Annotated in this window: 13 protein-coding genes; all 13 read left to right on the top strand. The window is 46.9% G+C overall.

The window, feature by feature from the left end; all coding sequences use genetic code 11:
- The first annotated feature begins 295 nt into the window (after positions 1-295).
- The 13 genes from A3GG_RS11890 (at position 296) to A3GG_RS0104805 (ending at position 17,959) form a co-directional block, all read left to right on the top strand.
- Positions 296-1,165, top strand: coding sequence for an ATP-binding protein (locus tag A3GG_RS11890; protein WP_156808676.1), 870 nt, complete (start codon positions 296-298; stop codon positions 1,163-1,165).
- Between the two features lie 47 nt (positions 1,166-1,212).
- Positions 1,213-4,773 (top strand): pyruvate:ferredoxin (flavodoxin) oxidoreductase, encoded by a 3,561-nt coding sequence (gene nifJ / locus A3GG_RS0104860; protein ID WP_018358200.1) that lies wholly within the window; start codon positions 1,213-1,215, stop codon positions 4,771-4,773.
- A gap of 136 nt (positions 4,774-4,909) precedes the next feature.
- Entirely contained in the window at positions 4,910-5,542 is a 633-nt protein-coding gene (gene pyrE / locus A3GG_RS0104855) for an orotate phosphoribosyltransferase (protein WP_018358199.1), read from the top strand.
- A 43-nt stretch (positions 5,543-5,585) separates the two neighbouring features.
- Positions 5,586-6,035, top strand: coding sequence for a hypothetical protein (locus A3GG_RS0104850; RefSeq protein ID WP_018358198.1), 450 nt, complete (start codon positions 5,586-5,588; stop codon positions 6,033-6,035).
- On the top strand, positions 6,032-6,490 hold the full coding sequence (locus A3GG_RS0104845) for a Rieske (2Fe-2S) protein (protein ID WP_018358197.1): 459 nt from the start codon (positions 6,032-6,034) through the stop codon (positions 6,488-6,490). The genes A3GG_RS0104850 and A3GG_RS0104845 overlap by 4 nt, the downstream gene beginning before the upstream one ends.
- A 110-nt stretch (positions 6,491-6,600) precedes the next feature.
- Entirely contained in the window at positions 6,601-8,388 is a 1,788-nt protein-coding gene (gene lepA / locus A3GG_RS0104840; RefSeq protein WP_018358196.1) for a translation elongation factor 4, read from the top strand.
- 8 nt (positions 8,389-8,396) lie between these two features.
- Positions 8,397-9,947 (top strand): replicative DNA helicase, encoded by a 1,551-nt coding sequence (gene dnaB / locus A3GG_RS0104835; protein ID WP_018358195.1) that lies wholly within the window; start codon positions 8,397-8,399, stop codon positions 9,945-9,947.
- A 444-nt stretch (positions 9,948-10,391) separates the two neighbouring features.
- Complete coding sequence (locus tag A3GG_RS0104830) at positions 10,392-11,021, top strand: TetR/AcrR family transcriptional regulator (protein ID WP_026215631.1); 630 nt, start codon at positions 10,392-10,394, stop codon at positions 11,019-11,021.
- A gap of 23 nt (positions 11,022-11,044) precedes the next feature.
- The gene (locus A3GG_RS11885; RefSeq protein WP_018358193.1) at positions 11,045-11,242 is read left to right on the top strand and encodes a hypothetical protein; all 198 of its coding nucleotides are present in this window, start codon (positions 11,045-11,047) and stop codon (positions 11,240-11,242) included.
- A gap of 151 nt (positions 11,243-11,393) precedes the next feature.
- A complete protein-coding gene (locus A3GG_RS0104820; RefSeq protein ID WP_018358192.1) occupies positions 11,394-12,071 on the top strand; it encodes a class I SAM-dependent methyltransferase in 678 nt (225 codons plus the stop codon).
- 1 nt (position 12,072) lies between these two features.
- Positions 12,073-14,442, top strand: coding sequence for an efflux RND transporter permease subunit (locus A3GG_RS0104815; RefSeq protein WP_018358191.1), 2,370 nt, complete (start codon positions 12,073-12,075; stop codon positions 14,440-14,442).
- Between the two features lie 21 nt (positions 14,443-14,463).
- Positions 14,464-16,242: an ABC transporter ATP-binding protein gene (locus A3GG_RS0104810; protein ID WP_018358190.1), complete on the top strand. Its 1,779-nt coding sequence runs from the start codon at positions 14,464-14,466 to the stop codon at positions 16,240-16,242.
- Positions 16,235-17,959 carry an ABC transporter ATP-binding protein gene (locus A3GG_RS0104805; RefSeq protein WP_018358189.1) on the top strand — a complete coding sequence of 575 codons (1,725 nt, stop codon included), beginning with the start codon at positions 16,235-16,237 and terminating at the stop codon, positions 17,957-17,959. The genes A3GG_RS0104810 and A3GG_RS0104805 overlap by 8 nt, the downstream gene beginning before the upstream one ends.
- The last annotated feature ends 25 nt before the right edge of the window (positions 17,960-17,984 follow it).

The raw sequence follows: 17,984 nt of genomic DNA, 5'->3' as shown, positions 1-17,984 counted from the left end.
ACAAGGGTTTGCTAAAGACTCACGGACAAAATATTTTGGAGTCCATATGTCACAACATCAAAAGAGCCCCTATGATGATAATCCAATTGTCAGCTAATACCCAATGACCGAATCCTCCTCGAGAGGAGCATTTGGCATCCTCTCAAGTCAAAAATCCCCCTCAAATTGAGCCTTTTAAAGCTCAAAAAGAGGGGAAAATATGATAAGAGAAAGACTGCCCTGAACGAAATCCTCCTAAAAAACGGACGAAAAGGAGGATGAGAAAATCAAATATCTTCGTGCAACGGTCTCAGAGTTGGCAAAGTGTCATAGGGATTTCCCTGAGCTCCGAATCGTCTTCACGGCTTCTAGTATGATGACTTTGGAGGAGGATTATCCTGAACTTAAGGGAAAGGTGGTGGTGTGTGACTTGTATGGCTTTTCATTTAGGCAATACCTCAATTACCACCATAGCCTAGATTTCCCTGCGGTGACGATGGAGGAATTGGTGCATCACCATGAGCAGATTGTCCATGATATCTCCAAGGAGGTGATACCCATGGATGACTTTGCTCGCTATATGCGGAATGGCTATTATCCGCCCACGGGAGATTTGTCGCTTTTTGGCGAAGGATTGGTGCGTAATATGAATATGCTGCTGGAGGTAGACCTTGTGTACATCCGACAGATTGCACCTACTTATTTGCCTAAACTGAGGAAGCTACTCTACCTAATAGGGCAACAAAAGGATGGTATCACCAATGTTTCATCCCTCAGTAGCGAGATAGACACTAGCCGTGCTACGGTAATGAACTATCTGAAGTACCTATCGGACGCCCGTATGGTGCGCCTTATCTATAAGGATGGAGGGGAGTACCCACGCAAGCCTGATAGGGTGTATCTCAATGATACCAATATCCTCACGGTGATGAAAGAGGGAGATATGGACTTCGCCTTAAGGGCAAAGACTTTCTTTCTACAGAGTGTGCAGGATGCTGGTCTGCACGTAGAGCTATCGGAGGAGAATGGCGTAGACTTTTTGGTAGACGGTAAGTATCCTGTGCGGTGCTTTAACAAAGGAGATCGCCGCAGGAGCAGCCGTCCCGACGTTATTCATGCGCTCTGTGGAAAATATCTGGGAGAGGGGTTGGATATACCGATCTGGCTTTTCGGTTTTTTGTACTAAGACAATACACATATAATATATAATCATATTTTTGGTTTGTAATTAAAATGGCAAGAGAAAAGAAATTTGTTTCGTGTGATGGTAATCAGGCCGCTGCACATATCGCATATATGTTTAGCGAGGTGGCTTCGATCTATCCTATCACTCCATCAACCACCATGGCGGAGTATATCGACCAGTGGAGCGCTGAGGGTAGGCTCAATATCTTTGGCGAGACAGTGAAGGTGGAGGAGATGCAGAGCGAGGCTGGTGCTGCTGGTGCTGTGCATGGTGCACTACAGGCAGGTGCGCTGACTACTACGTTCACCGCATCACAGGGTCTGCTACTGATGCTACCTAACATGTACAAGATTGCTGGTGAGCTCCTCCCAGGAGTATTCCACGTGGCAGCACGTACTGTAGCTTCTCATGCGCTATCAATCCTCGGTGACCATCAGGATGTGATGAGTGCTCGTGGGCTTGGTTTCGCTCAGCTATCTACTGCTTCTGTACAGGAGGTGATGGATCTTGCTGCTGTAGCTCACCTTACAGCTCTCAAGACAAGGGTGCCATTTATTCACTTCTTCGACGGTTTCCGTACCTCTCACGAGATACAGAAGATTGAGGAGATGCAGATGGAAGACCTCCGTCCACTCGTAGATCAGGAGGCTCTATACGCATTCCGTAAGCGTGCACTCGCTCCAGATAGCCCTGCTACTAGGGGTACAGCACAGAACGATGATGTATTCTTCCAAGCTCGTGAGGCTAGCAATAGCTTCTATACCAGCGTGCCAGATGTAGTACAGCACTACATGGACGAGATTGCAAAGATTACTGGACGTCAGCACCACCTATTTGACTATTATGGTGCGGAGGATGCAGAGAATGTAATCATTGCTATGGGCTCTGTAACCAAGATGGGTAAGGACGTGGTAGACTATGTCAATGCTCAGGGTAAGAAGAAGGTTGGTATGGTGACGGTTCACCTATTCCGTCCATTCTCTGTAAAGCACTTCCTAGGCGCACTTCCTAAGACCGTGAAGAGGATTGCAGTCCTCGACCGTACTAAGGAGCAGGGCGCAGTGGGCGAGCCTCTATATAATGATGTAAAGAGCGCGCTCTATGGCACTGAGAATGCACCAGTCGTAGTGGGTGGTCGTTACGGTCTATCTAGCAAGGATACTACTCCTGGTCAGATTGTCGCAGTATTCAACAACCTTGAGCTCCCAGAGCCAAAGAATAACTTCACCATTGGTATTGTAGATGATGTTACCTTCACTTCTCTTCCAGTAGTAGAGGATCCACAGATCGATAACGGTGCCTATGAGTGTATGTTCTATGGTCTAGGTAGCGATGGTACCGTAGGTGCTAATAAGAACTCTATCAAGATTATTGGTGAGAATACGGACAAGTGGGTACAGGCTTACTTCCAGTACGACTCTAAGAAGTCAGGTGGATTTACTTGTAGCCACCTTCGCTTCGGTGATAAGCGTATCCGTAGCACGCACTATGTAAACCAGCCACACTTCCTAGCTTGCCACGTACCTGCATATCTACGTATGTACGATCTTACTAAGGGGCTAAGAAAGGGCGGTACATTCTTGCTCAATAGTATCTGGGATATCGACGAGGTAGAGAAGCATCTGCCTAATAAGATGAAGAGATACTTCGCACAGAATGATATCAACTTCTACATGATTAACGCTACTAAAATAGCTCAGGAGATTGGTCTAGGTAACCGCACCAATACGATTCTCCAGTCTGCATTCTTCAAGATTACTGGTGTTATCCCTTACGAACTAGCTGTAGAGCAGATGAAGAAGTTCATCATGAAGAGCTATGGTCATAAGGGTGATGCCATTGTTAATAAGAATAATCAGGCAGTAGATAAGGGTGGTGAGCTCTTAGTAAAGGTTCCAGTAAAGGCTGAGTGGGCTAACCTCCCAGACGACGAGGTTGTGGAGCATCCAAATGATACGCCTTTTGTAAAGGATATTGTCCGTGTTATCAATGCTCGTGAGGGCTATGGGCTGCCAGTGTCTGCCTTCGTAGGTCGTGAAGATGGGACTTGGGAAAATGGTACCTCCAACTCTGAGAAGCGTGGTGTAGCCGCAATGGTTCCTGAGTGGAATATCGAGAACTGTATCCAGTGTAACCAGTGCGCATTTGTATGTCCTCACGCTACTATCCGTCCATTCCTACTCGATGAGGAGGAGGTTAAGAACGCACCAGAGGGCTATGATACACTCAAGCCAATCGGTAAGTCATTCGAGGGTCTGCAGTTCCGCATCCAGGTAGATGTGCTCGACTGTATGGGTTGTGGTAACTGTGCTGATGTCTGCCCAGGTAAGAAGGGTGAGAAGGCACTTACTATGAAGCCTATCTCAAGCCAGCTGCACCTACAGCCACTATGGGATTACTCTTATGAGAAGGTAACTAATAAAGCACATCTTGTTGATGTCGCTGCCAATGTAAAGAACTCTCAGTTCGCAAGACCTCTATTTGAGTTCAGCGGTTCTTGTGCTGGTTGTGGTGAGACTCCTTATGTTAAGCTCCTCACTCAGCTCTTCGGTAGCCGCCAGATGGTTGCTAATGCTACTGGTTGTTCTTCTATCTACTCAGCTTCATCACCAAGTACGCCATACACCACCAATGCTCTTGGTCAGGGTCCAGCTTGGGCTAACTCTCTATTCGAGGACAATGCCGAGTTCGGTCTTGGTATGCACCTTGCCGCAGGTAAGCTCCGCGAGCGTCTCGTGCGCATTGTAGGTGAGATGGTTGAGGGTAAGCAGGAGGCTCCTATCGATGTAGAGCTACTCCGCGAGTGGTATGACAACCATGAGGATAGCAATAAGAGCCGTGAGACAAGCGACAAGGTGCTTGCAGCACTTCGCACAAGTAGCCACAAGAATGTGCGTATTCTCGATGCTCTTTCTAACTACTTCGTAAAGCGCTCACAGTGGATACTCGGTGGTGACGGTTGGGCATACGATATCGGCTTCGGTGGTCTAGATCACGTGCTTGCTAGCGGTGAGAATATCAATATTTTGGTACTCGATACCGAGGTTTACTCAAATACCGGAGGTCAGAGCTCAAAGAGTACCCCAACTGGTGCTATTGCTAAGTTCGCAGCATCTGGTAAGCGTATCCGCAAGAAGGATCTTGGTATGATGATGACCACCTATGGTTATATCTATGTTGCTCAGGTAGCTATGGGGTCTAACCAGGCTCAGACTCTCAAGGCCATCCGCGAGGCAGAGGCATTTGATGGACCATCAGTAGTCATTGCTTACGCTCCATGTATTGAGCACGGTCTCAAGGCTGGTATGGGTAAGAGCCAGAAGGAAGAGGAGCTAGCTGTAGAGTGCGGTTACTGGCACCTTTGGAGGTATAATCCTGAACTGATTGAGAAGGGCGAGAACCCATTCTCTCTCGATTCTAAGCAGCCAGACTGGAGTAAGTTCCATGACTTCCTAATGGGTGAGGTGCGTTACAACTCGCTTGCTAAGAAGTATCCACAGGAGGCAGAGGAGCTATTTGCCGTGGCTAAGGAAGATGCTCAGCGTAGGTACCACAAGTATAAGCTCCGTAGCGAGTTTAACTTAGATGCTCCATTTACAAAGGAGTAATCTTCGACTAAGGTAAAGATAATTGTATTGAGGGCTAGTGTGGAACTTCCATACTAGCCCTCGCTTTTTGCCGAGAAGTTAGATAGATTTTGGTATCTTTGAAAGAAGTATAATTGTACACATAGATGAATAATATATGAGTGAGATAGCAAAGAAAACGGCAGAGCACCTGTTGAGGCTTGAGGCTGTGAAGTTAAGCCCTAAGGCTCCTTTTACTTGGGCTTCAGGGTGGAAGAGTCCAATATATTGTGACAATAGAGTAACCCTATCAGATGCAGAGGCACGTACCTATATCAAGGAGTCGCTCGCAGAGACGATAAAGGCTCACTTCCCAGGGGTAACAGCCATTAGTGGTGTGGCTACTGGAGCTATTGCCCAAGGGACTTTGGTGGCAGATCTTATGGGACTACCTTTTAGCTATATCCGCTCTAAAGCTAAGGATCATGGAATGGAGAACCTTATAGAAGGGCGTATCGGTCCCGCAGATAAGGTAGTCGTGGTAGAGGACTTGATTAGTACCGGAGGGAGTAGTCTGAAGGCTGTAGAGGCACTTCGTGCACACGGCTGTGAGGTGCTCGGTATGGTGGCTATCTATACCCATGGTATTGCAAAGTCCGAGGAGGCATTTGCCGAAGCTGGCGTGCAGCTCTACACCCTCAGCAACTATGATACTGTCGTGGAGCAGGCTATAGAGAGCGGTTATATCTCGGCTGACGACCTTGAGATGCTCCGCGAGTGGCGCAAAGACCCAGCTAACTGGGGAAAGTGATACAATGGCTATAGCCAATAAGTAATAATATAGAAGAAGTTATATGCAGACATATTCGAGTCGCCCTATAGAGCTTAAGAAAGATATAAATACGGTCTTTGGATTGGTGGAAAGCCCATCTCACCTAAAGCCTCTTCTGGAGAAGTATGGAGATAAACTAGGCAATGACGTAAAGGTGGAGTTAGTAGGCGAAGAGATTCATCTTACCCTCCCTATGGCGGGCAATGTGGTACTGAAGCGCAGTGAGGTAGTCGCCCCTAATAGGGTGAAGTATGAGACGGTGAAGTCTCCTGTGCCTGTTGCTCTTGTCTTTAGCCTTGCTAAGCACGAGGAAGTACATACCCTTGGTCAGATATCAGTAGAGGTAAGTATGCCTTCTTTCCTTTCTGGAATGGTGAAAGGTAAGGTAGAGCCAGCTCTAGATAAGGTGGCAAAGCTATTGGAGCAGATAGATTTCGATAGACTTATCAAGGGCACATCTCTGGAGAAGTGAGAGGGCTATCGGCTTTCGTAGTACTCCTCCTACTCACCTCTTGTGCTAGAGAGGGGATAGAGATAGAGGGGCAACATCCTCTACCTCGTTTAGGAGTGCAATTGGAAGTGAGCTTGGATCACGAGGGGAGAGGGTTGCGGGAGCCGCTATCTTATATGCTATTTGAGCGTGCTACCCTAGAGGGTCAATATCTGGGGCATAGAGGCATTGTGGTAGCTCATGAAGCCGGAGGGAGGTATTGTGCTTTCGACCTAGCTTGTCCTCACTGTTGGCCTACAGTTATTGGCGTGGAGATGGTACAAGATGGTAGTCGGTTACTTGCAGCTGAGTGTCCTAGGTGCCATACGGTCTATGACCTCTCACTAGGTTTGGCTCATCCCGTATCTGGTGAAGGGCATTACCCCCTTCAGGACTATCGGGTTACACAAGTCGGAGAGCACCTTGTGGTAAGATAAAGGAGGTATACCGATGGTTTCTCTAATGAGAGAGCCATCGGTATGCCTCCTCTTCTATTACTCTATTTTGGGTATCTTTGCACCATAGGAAATTACATTAGGAAAGATAAATGAAGCATATTCGCAATTTCTGTATCATTGCACATATCGATCACGGCAAGAGTACGCTAGCAGACCGCTTATTAGAGTATACCAAGACGGTAGCAGAGAAGGATGCCCAGGATCAGTTACTAGATAATATGGATCTAGAGCGAGAGCGTGGCATCACTATCAAGAGCCACGCTATCCAGATGGACTATACCTACAAAGGGGAAGCGTATACGCTCAACTTGATTGATACTCCTGGGCACGTAGACTTTTCGTATGAGGTATCACGCTCTATCGCAGCATGTGAGGGCGCGTTATTGATTGTAGATGCAGCGCAAGGCGTACAGGCACAGACCATTTCTAACCTTTACATGGCTCTGGAGCACGACCTTACTATCATCCCAATCCTGAATAAAGTAGACCTCCCTAGTGCGCTGCCCGATGAAGTAGGCGATGAGTTGGTGAAACTACTCGGGTGCAAAGAGGAGGAGCTTATCCGTGCTAGCGGAAAGACTGGCGAAGGTGTGGAGCAGATACTTGAGGCTATCATAGAGCGCATTGCTTCACCAGAGGGAGATCCAGAGGCGCCTTTACAGTGTCTTATCTTCGACTCCGTATTCAATCCTTTCCGTGGTATCATAGCCTATTACAAGGTTGTGAATGGTGTGCTCAAGAGTGGAGACCATGTGAAGTTTATCGCCACAGGCAAAGAGTACGATGCCGATGAGGTAGGTATTCTACGCCTAGATATGGAGCCACGTAAGGAAGTGCGTACTGGCGATGTAGGCTATATTATTTCAGGCATCAAGACCTCCCGTGAGGTGAAAGTGGGGGATACGATTACTCATGTGCAAGGTGGTGCGAAGGAGGGTATTGCTGGCTTTGAAGAGGTCAAGCCAATGGTATTCGCAGGAGTGTATCCTATCGAGACAGATGAATTTGAAAACCTCCGCACTTCCTTGGAGAAGCTACAGCTCAATGATGCCTCTCTTACCTTTACGCCTGAGAGCTCAGCGGCTCTTGGGTTTGGATTCCGTTGTGGCTTCCTTGGTCTTCTGCACATGGAGATTGTGCAGGAGCGACTAGAGCGGGAGTACAACATGAGCGTGATTACCACTGTGCCCAATGTTTCCTACATGGTATATGATAAAAAGGGCAATACGATAGAGGTACACAATCCTTCGGGTCTGCCCGACATAGCCAGTATTGATTATATCGAGGAGCCAATGATTCGGGCTTCGATTATTACCACCACCGATTATATAGGGCCTATCATGACCCTCTGCCTTGGCAAGAGAGGTACACTCGTAAAGCAAGATTACCTCTTTGGTAATCGTATCGAGCTTATTTACGATCTGCCCCTAGGGGAGATCGTGATTGACTTCTACGATAAGTTGAAAAGTGTATCTAGGGGTTATGCTTCCTTCGACTACCATGTGAGCAATTTCCAGCGCTCCAAACTAGTGAAGGTGGATATCCTCCTCAATGGAGAGTCGGTGGATGCCCTCTCTATCCTAACCCACATCGATAATGCTCAGTACATGGGTAGGCGCATGTGCGAGAAGCTAAAGGAGCTCATCCCAAGGCAGCAGTTCGATATCGCAGTCCAAGCAGCGATAGGAGCCAAGATTATTGCCAGAGAGACCATTAAGGCAGTCCGAAAGGATGTAACAGCGAAGTGCTACGGAGGTGATATCTCTCGTAAGCGAAAACTATTGGAAAAGCAGAAGGAAGGAAAGAAGCGCATGAAGCAAGTGGGTAATGTAGAGGTGCCACAAAAGGCATTCCTCGCAGTGCTCAAGCTAGACTAAGGGGGATTATGAGTGTAGAGAAATTTACGACGGCATACGCTTATCCCGACGAAGTGGAGCGTGGTAGAATGCTAGAGTCTAGGACGGTAGCAAAAGAACTTGGTAAGGGCGTCCCACCTAATAATATAGAGGTGGAGCAACTGGTGCTAGGCGCCTTGATTCTGGAGCGTGATGCCTTCCCCATAGTGGGAGAAATTCTTACGCCCGATTGTTTCTACGATACCAAGCATAGGTATATCTTCGAGGCAATCAGGCAGCTAGCACTAGAGGAGAAGCCAATCGATGCTCAGATGGTTATTGAGCAGCTGAGGCTTAATGACAAACTCACAGCTACCAATGGGCTCGTCTATATTTCCCAGCTAAGTACCCTAGTCAATAGTACAGCGCACCTCGAGTACCATGCTCGCCTACTTTTCGATAAGAAATTGCAGCGCGACCTTATCTCTTTCGGTAATGAGGTCATCTCCAATTCGTTCGATCCTACTATTCTGGTGACAGATACGATGCAAGATGCCGAGCAAAGGCTTTTCGAGATTACCCAAGGTAGGGATGGCAACGAAGTACAACCTGTGGGGGATCTTGTCCCTACGGCAGTGCAGAAGATGCAGGATATTGTCAATGGCGAGGTTACCAATCATGGCGTGCGCTCCGGATTCCCTGAGATAGATGAAATCACTTTCGGTTGGCACCCTACTGATCTTGTGATTATTGCTGCGCGTCCGGCTATGGGCAAGACCGCCTTTGTGCTCTCCATGGCTCGTAATATGGCAGTGGAGCATCAGGCTGCAGTAGCTATATTCAGTTTGGAGATGAGCAAAGAGCAGCTAATTAACCGTCTTATTGTGAACCACACTGAGATTCCCAATGATGACATCAAGCGAGGCTCGCTCTCTCCTCAGCAGCTACAGATACTTGATCAGCGTATCGGCACACTAGAGCAAGCGCCCCTTTTTATCGATGATACCGCAGGTCTATCGGTATTCGACCTCCGAAGTAAAGCTCGGCGACTCGTTCGCCAATACGATGTGAAGGTCATTATCATCGACTACTTGCAGCTGATGACAGCGAGTGGGCTCAAGAGTAATGCGAATCGTGAACAGGAGGTGAGTACCATTTCTCGCTCACTCAAACAACTGGCAAAGGAGCTTAACATTACCGTGATAGCACTCTCGCAGCTCAATCGTGGTGTAGAGAACCGTCCAAAGGAGGGGAAGCGCCCACAGCTCTCAGACCTTCGTGAGTCGGGAGCGATAGAGCAAGATGCCGACATGGTTTGCTTTATTCACCGTCCTGAGTACTATGGCATTCTAGAGGATGAGGATGGTAGGAGCATGAAGGATATGGGAGAATTTATCATAGCTAAGCATCGTAATGGACGTGTCGATACCGTCCTACTAAGGTTCCAAAGCAGCATCATCAAGTTCGCTAGCGCTCAGGGTTTGGCACAATCTAATAATACAGGCCGCTTTACAAGCAAGATGAACCAGGTGGGAACTTCTACACCTCAGGGAGCAGATCCTCTTATGGATAGTGCTCCCGATAGTGGCTTCAGCGTCTGACGAACGTTCGGATACCTCTAGGGTATAGAGGTAAGTGTTTAATACATAGGTGGCTATACAGATATACTCTGTGTAGCCACCTATTTTACTTGTATAGTGGAGCTTATTAATAGCTAATTCCCACAAAGTCCCTCGCGGGAGAGAGACTTTCTTTGCTCAGTATATAATCCACCGCAAAGAGACAGAGACGGCAATTGCTTTACTATGAAGAATTATTAAGTTCTATACCGAGGTGCTGGTGGCGATGAACCTCTACACATCATATTCTTAAGCTACTCAATAGATGTCCACGCCTATTCTATTATTCTAGATCCTACAAGGAGTACTCTTTTGTAGGGATATTATTTCCATTTTATTCGCCCAATATCATTATTATTGGGTATTGCTTTTCTCCAAAAAGGTAACGACCTTTGCCTATGAAAAGGTAGAATATTCATTTATCCCATGCAGACAACAAAGGAATATAGACGTCATTTATTGATGAAAACAGCTCGAGAAGCCTTTCTTCGGAAAGGTTATAAAGCTGTATCGATGCGTGAGATATCCAAGCTCTCTGGTATTGGGCTGAGCAATATTTACAATTATTATCCCTGTAAGGATGATTTATTGGCAGTTGTATTGCAGCCACTCATAGATGAGATGAACGGAATGCTAGACAATCATAATCGTGACGAAAGTCTGTCCCTAGAAATCTTTACCTCCGAGGAATACCATCGTAATTCTATGCTGGAGGTAATGGGTATTATAATCCGTTATCGTAAAGAGTTGAAGTTGTTGTTTCTTGATACACAGGATTCTAGGTTCAAATATTTTTGGGAACAGTGGATTGAGAAAAGCACATCTATCGGAATGGAGTATTTGGAAAGGATGAAAGAGCTCTATCCGGGGTTACGTACGAATATCTCCCCTTTTTTTATGCATTTCACTTGCTCTTGGTGGATCAGCATGATGAGAGAAGTAGTGTTACATGAAGAACTCTCTCAGGAGGAGATAGAGTGTTTTATTAGTGAGTATATCCTCTTTAGCACAGGAGGATGGGAGAAACTCATGAATGTAGATCGAAAAGAGAGATAACTAAATCTTGATTCATTTGAAATATGGGTATAATAAACATTATTAACGACGAGTGTATGACTCTAGTGCAGGGGGTCGATGGGCTTTTCCTGTGTGAAGAGTCATGGGTTGCGCAAAGGAGGAGGAGCTATAGCTCTTGTAGCAAAGTGCTAGATAATGATGCTGCTAATGTACAGCACGAAAGTAATGATACGGAGTGTCTGCATAGTAAGAACTCATAGGAGGGATGATAGCATCTTTCTCTATGAGAACAGACTTTATAAGGCGAGCCGCCCATAGGGGTGGCTCGCTTTGTTTTTGAACAAAGTGAACGTTTGTTCGTTTTTGAACCATTGATATACTGCTCTAAATAGTTTTTCAAGAGTCATAACAATGAAAAAACAACAGAATAAGGCATACGAGCGCATTGCACGCCGTTATGACGATGTGCTTATCGGGCGCAAATGGTGGAGTCGGCTTTATATGCGCTGCCTTTGGCGTGTAGATGATAATGCCATTGCGCGTGAGGTACTGCAAATGATACCTCCTGATTTTACTGGGCATTTATTGGATGTCCCCGTGGGTACGATGGTTTTCACTGCCGAAAAGTATTGGTGCATTCCACAAGCCGCAGTTACGGGTGTAGACTATTCCCAAGCGATGCTTAATACTGCGCAAGATCGTATAAAAGCGATGAAATTGCATAATACGACGCTTCGGCAAGGCGATGTACTACATCTGCCTTATTCTGATAATAGTTTTGATGGCGTATTGTCTATGAATGGATTACACTGCTTTCCCAACAAGAAGAAAGCTCTAGCCGAAATCTTTCGGGTACTAAAACCGGGCGGCTTCTTTTGCGGGAGTTTCTATATCCAAGGCGAGCGTAAACCGGCTGATTGGATTGTGCGCAACATCCTGAATAGAAAGGGACTTTTCGTGCCGCCACATCTAAGCAAACAGGAAGCGATAGATCTATTGCAGCTCTTTTATGGCAATCAGGTTACGGCACATAACTACCGATCAATTCTGGTCTTTAACTGTATGAAAGGATTTACAAATAACAAATGATATGAAAATAGAAAGAATCAACGATTGGTTTGCCCTACGAGGCAAATGGATGATGCGGAATCGCTGGGTCGTGTTGGGAGGTTTTATCCTCATCCTTGCGATTGGAGTTATGGGACTTAAATACTTCAAGGTGAGTGCCGCTTGGGAAGACTATTTCCTTGAAGATGACCCAATGCTTGTCAAGACCGAAGAGTTTAAGGAGATATTCGGCAATGACAACTTTGCGGCGGTACTGACCCGATGCGACAATTCGTTTACGAAAGAGAATCTGGAGCTTATCCGCGAGCTTACCAATGAGATGATGGACAGTCTTTCGTATGCCGACAAAATCACGTCTCTCACTGACATCGAATTTATGATGGGCAGTGAAGAGGGTATGACTATCGAACAGATTGTCCCCGAAACAATCCCGTCAGATCCGACGGAACTGGAGGAGATACGCCGCAAGGCTTACCTGAAACCTCACGTTGCAGAGCGGCTTGTTTCCAAAGACGGAACACTCTCGTGGATCATACTCAAACTGCGTGCTTTCCCGGAGGATTCGGTGTGGAATAAAGGGAAGAAACCGATCTCTCCTGAAGTACTGACAGGTAATGAACTGGAGCACATCATCACCAAAGATAAATACAAGGCATTGCATCCCAAGGGAACAGGACTGCCCTATGTAACGGCTATGAAAATGAAATGGATAAACAAGGAAATGCCCCGTGTATTGGGTATCGCAGCCCTCGTCTCCATACTTATCCTGCTACTCGTAACGCGCTCCTTTAGGGGAGTGGTTGTGCCACTTGTCACAGCCGTAGGCTCCATTGTTATCGTGTATGGTATATTGGGATATGTCGGAATGACGATAGACAGTGGTATGATGATGATTCCAATGCTGCTGGCATTTGCTGTTTCCATTGCATACAACATCCACGTGTATTCTTACTTCAAACGCCAATTCCTCATACACGGGAAGAGAAAACAAGCAGTAGAAGAAACCGTCAAAGAAATGGGATGGCCGGTGCTGTTTAGTGCACTCACCACCTTTGCCGCCTTGCTTTCTTTCCTCGCCATACCGATGCAACCTATGCGTTTTGTTGGTATAGCGACCGCTTCGTGTGTGATGCTGGCGTTCTTTATTGCCATCACATTGATGCCTGTGCTCCTTAGTTTTGGTAAGGACGGAAAGCCACATCCCAAGGTGCAGGAAACAGGAGGGCGGTGGTTGGATCGGAAACTGGAGAAGATAGGTGAAAGTGTACTTAAGCACGGAACCTTGATTCTATGTCTTGCGGGACTAATCACGGTTGTCCTTATCTATCAATTTACCAAGATAGAGACCGCCTTCGATGTAGAGCGTACTATGGGACGAAAGATAGCCTACGTCAATAACCTTTTGGAAGTGGGCGAAAGCGAACTAGGGTCTATCTACACCTATGATGTGATGATAGAACTGCCTGACGATGGATTGGCGAAATCGCCCGAAGCCCTTGTTCGATTAGATTCTTTGGCACAACACGCAGACAGGTATAAATCGACCAAACGCACAACCACGGTATTGAATATCCTCAAAGACCTGAACCAAACCCTGCACGATGGGGATGCCTCTTATTATACCATCCCTCACAACCCAGAAGAGGTGGCACAGTTGTTACTTCTTTATGAAAATGCGGGAGGCAGCGAAGCAGAGTATTGGATCGATTACGATTACCGACGTCTTCGCCTGATGGTCGAGATGAATTCATACGATTCAGGGAAGACAGAGCGGGAGCTACAAGACATTGTTGCTTACGCTAACAAACTCTTCCCTCAAGCTACAGTTACTACTGTGGGTAGTATGCCTCAATTCACGGTTATGATGCAGTATATAGCCCGTGGGCAGATGGTTTCATTCGCTATCTCCCTCCTTATCATCGGTATCTTGATGATGCTTGTCTTTGGTAGTGTACGTATCGGACTTATCGGTCTGATACCCAACGTTACCCCCGCTTTGGTGGTAGGAGGGCTGATGGGATGGTTGGGTTATCCGTTGGATATGATGACCGCCACTATTATGCCGATGATTCTCGGTTTGGCGGTGGACGACACCATTCACTTCATCAACCACGGTCATTTGGAATTCGACCGCCAAGGCAATTATCGGGGTGCCATTCTCCGCTCGTTCCGCACCATCGGGACACCTATCGTGCTGACGAGTGTGGTGATCTGCGCCAACTTCGCCATCTATACCACCTCTGAGAGCCTTTCCTTTATACATATGGGAATACTCTCCGTAGCGGGTATTGCATCGGCTCTTCTTGCCGATCTCTGTGTGACGCCTATACTGTTTAAGAAATTCCGCCTGTTCGGAAAAGAGACAAATACAGACAAAACTCAGGTAGAATAAACAAACATAATTGAATTGAAAATGAATAGTACACAAAAACAGAAGAAAACGCCCGTTCTGAAGCGGCTGCTGCCATACGCAGGCAGAAAAGGCTATATGCTTTCACTGGCGATGGTGTTTTCGGCCCTTTCGGGTATTTTGGTGCTGATGCCTATGGTCTATATCCATAAGATTGTCAGCGGGATTATCTTGAGTAACAATGTCGATGCAGTTTCCATACGGCATTATGCAATTCTGGCGGCGAGTTTTGCCGCAGCAGGGATGTTGCTCTATTTCTTTGCGCTAATGGTATCTCACCTCTTCGCTTTCGAGGTAGAGGCGAACATCATCAAACTTAGCGTGAAGAAGATGATGGCGAAACCGTTGGGCTTTTTTGCCAACCGCGAAAGCGGTAACCTGCGCAAGACCATTGTCGATGGTGCCGGAGAGACCCACAGTATGCTGGCGCATCAGCTACCGGATCTTGCAATGACGATTGTTTCGCCCATAGTGCTATTGATCTTCTTCTTCCTTTTCGACTGGCGGTTAGGGTTGGCTAGCCTGATTCCGATGGTCATAAGCCTATTGGTTATGGCTACTATGACTACCAAAAAGGGTATTAAGATGCGGGAAGAATACTACGAAGGGCTTGCCAACCTTTCCGCCGAATCGGTAGAGTACGTGCGCGGCATACCGGTAGTGAAGACCTTTGCCCAGAGCGTGGAGAGCTTTGATCGCTTCTATTCGCTCATTGTAAGGATGAAAGATTTCGTGGTGCGGTGGAGTATGGGCTTCAAAAACAAAATGTCGCTGTACGAGGCTATCTCAAGCTCTACGGCATTCTTCTTGGTTCCCATTGCCATTATGATGATTACTTCCGGTGGCGATGTGCGGCAGGTGCTGGGCAATTCCGTTATCTATCTGTTGATAGGCCCCGTCTTCGGCATCTTTATGTATCGAAGTGCGGCTATTCGAAACTTCACCTACTTTGCTGAGCTGGCATTGGACAAAATCGACGCAGCTTTGGATTACGACGATCTCACTTATGGCGCAAAAACAGCGGTTGGAGAGGGGTTGGAGTTCAGGAACGTCTCTTTTTCATACGGAAAAGAAAAAGTGCTGGACAACGTATCGTTCAAGGTAAACAAAGGAGAAACAGTTGCCTTGGTCGGTGCTTCGGGAGGAGGGAAAACCACCGTAGCACGTCTGGCTGCTCGCTTCTACGATGCAGATGAGGGCGAAATTTTCATCGGAGGTACCAACATCAGGGAATACGGGAAATCGGCGCTGATGCAGAAGATTGCTTTTGTGTTCCAAAGATCCAAGCTCTTCAAGATGAGCCTGCGCGAGAACCTGTTGCTGGGGAATCCCAACGCCGGTAATGAGGAGATAGAGCAAGCTCTCGTCAGAGCCGGAGCTAAAGAGATTGTTGATAACTTGGAAAAGGGTTTGGATACGATTTACGGAACCAAGGGAACCTATTTCTCAGGGGGTGAAGCCCAGCGAATTTCCATTGCAAGGGCTTTCCTGAAGGACGCCGACTTCGTCATTCTCGATGAGGCGACCGCCTTCGCCGATCCCGAAAACGAGCATATCATTCAGGCTTCATTCAAAGAGCTGTCGAAAGACAAAACCACATTAATGATTGCTCATAGGCTCTCCACTGTGGTTAATGCCGACAGAATCCTTGTGATGGAAAATGGCAAAATAGTGGAAAGCGGTACACACAATGAATTATTAACCCAAGGCGGAGCCTACAAAAAACTGTGGGACGAATATCAGAAATCCGCCAACTGGAAAATAGGAGGTCAAAATGAATAATTTCTTGAAGAAAAAATACGCTATGTCGGATCAGGGAGCGAAGAACCTGAAAAAATCCATATTCTCGCATACCATCCTGAATCTGACCAAAATGTTTCCGCCCATCATCGGATTTATGTTTCTATTCCAATATTTAGGCGGTCTGGAGGGCATTCCTGCACCGGCAGAGCTGACCCTCACGAACTATATCGTCATCATCGTAGTGATGTTGTTGGTAATGTTTTTCGTGGCGAGGTGGGATTATGTACGCCTTTACGACAATGTTTATAACGAGAGTGCCAACTCTCGCATCGATATAGCCAACCGCCTGAAGAAATTGCCGCTCTCTTATTTCGGGAAACGCGATGTATCCGATCTTTCTGCGACTATGATGAACGACCTGAATCTTTACGAGAGTATATTCTCTCATTCCGTACCGCAGATCTACTCCACAGTCATTTCCACGATTATCATTTCCATTATGATACTCGCCTACAATTGGCAGCTCGGATTGGCGGCACTATGGGTCGTGCCTGTCTCGTTGCTGGTCTTCTTCCTTTCTAAAAAGAAACAACGCAAAGCTGTGGACGCACTCGTGGAAAGCAGTCGCAAGGTGTTCGACGATTTACAGGAGAAGATAGATCAAATACAGGAAATCAAATCCTATAACCTGGAAGAACGGTTGTTAGACGAATTCAACAACAAGGTAGACAATAGCACCCGCTCCAAGATAAAAGCCGAACTTTCTTCGGGTATAGCTGTCTCCCTGGGTGGTATGCTGATGAAACTTGGTATCGTCACGGTGGCGATTGTAGGTGCCAATATGCTGATTGCCGGAGAGATCAACATCCTTGTCTATATCGCCTATCTCATTCTCACGGCAAGCATTTATCTGCCTATTGAGGAGATTCTCACCTTTATGGCGATGATTGTAGCTCTCGACGGCGTGGTGGCGCGCATCAAGGAGATTAAAACAATGCCCGTTCAGGAAGGCAAACAGGAAATGAATCCCAAGGATTACAATATAGATTTCAAAGATGTAGTATTCGGCTACGAAGACTATACCGTCATCAACGGCGTAAGTTTCACTGCTAAGCAGGGTGAAGTTACTGCTCTCATCGGACCTTCGGGAAGCGGTAAAACCACACTTACCAAGCTGGCAGCCCGTTTCTGGGATATTCAGCAGGGGAAAATCTCGCTCGGTGGCGAGGACATCAGCCTGATAGACCCCGAAACGCTGCTGAAAAACTACGCCATTGTCTTTCAGGATGTGGTGCTATTCAACGCCAGCATAAAAGACAATATCCGTATAGGTAAAAAAGGAGCTACAGACGAGGAAGTGAGCCGTGTAGCCAAAATAGCCCGCTGCGATGAGTTTGTCGATCGTATGCCCGAAGGTCTGGACACCGTCATAGGCGAGAACGGCGAGCGGCTTTCCGGTGGTGAGCGACAGCGTATCTCCATCGCAAGAGCCATACTGAAAGATGCTCCCATCATCTTGCTGGACGAAGCCACCGCCTCGCTCGACGTGGAAAACGAAAGTCTGATACAGGAGGCTTTGTCGGAACTGATTAAGAACAAGACGGTCGTTGTCATCGCCCACCGGATGCGTACCATTCGCGGAGCCGATAAAATCGTGCTGCTCAATCAGGGCAAGATTGAGGCTATGGGCACTGACGCAGAGTTGCAGATGCAATCGGCAACCTACCGAAAGATGCTTGAGAAGTCAATGGGATAAAAACAATAACGAGATATCAACTAAG

The organism is Porphyromonas levii DSM 23370 (genome assembly GCF_000379925.1).
In the GTDB taxonomy this organism is placed as follows: Bacteria; Bacteroidota; Bacteroidia; order Bacteroidales; family Porphyromonadaceae; genus Porphyromonas_A; species Porphyromonas_A levii.
This window is presented reverse-complemented; position numbering and strand designations above follow the sequence as displayed.